At 32.8% G+C, this 509-nt stretch carries 1 pseudogene; it reads left to right on the top strand.

From position 1 onward, the window contains the following. Window positions 1–156: 156 nt before the first annotated feature. Window positions 157–509 (top strand): annotated as a pseudogene (locus AC3AX0_RS09610) (phosphate ABC transporter ATP-binding protein); the annotation flags it as partial.

The following is a 509-nucleotide window of genomic DNA, read 5'->3' as shown; positions in this document are numbered from 1 at the left end:
AGCTAAGGAAGAGGGAAATATTGAAATGGCTTGTGCCATAGGTACTGTTGTAATTTTTTTGATATTGATATTAAATGGACTGTCAAAACTTATAACACTGGGATTCAACAAATCTAAATAATCCTTTATTTAAATTTTTTATTGAGGTAAAATATAATGAATAATAATATTAAATTCTCTGTCAAGGATCTTGACCTGTATTACGGAGATTTTCAGGCATTGAAAAAGATAAACATGGAAATAGGTACAAAGGAAATTACAGCTCTTATTGGACCTTCAGGATGTGGAAAGTCAACTTTTGTTAGAACTTTGAATAGAATGAATGATGAGATTGAAGGAATCAAGGTTGAGGGCGGAATATATCTTGACAACCAGGACATATACGGAGACATAGATGTCATTAAATTAAGGTCCAGGGTGGGTATGGTTTTTCAAAAGCCAAATCCATTTCCCATGAGCATTTACGATAATGTTGCATATGGTCCCAAAACTCATGGAATCAAGAAAAA

Source organism: Dethiosulfatibacter sp. (genome assembly GCF_983023055.1).
This window is presented reverse-complemented; position numbering and strand designations above follow the sequence as displayed.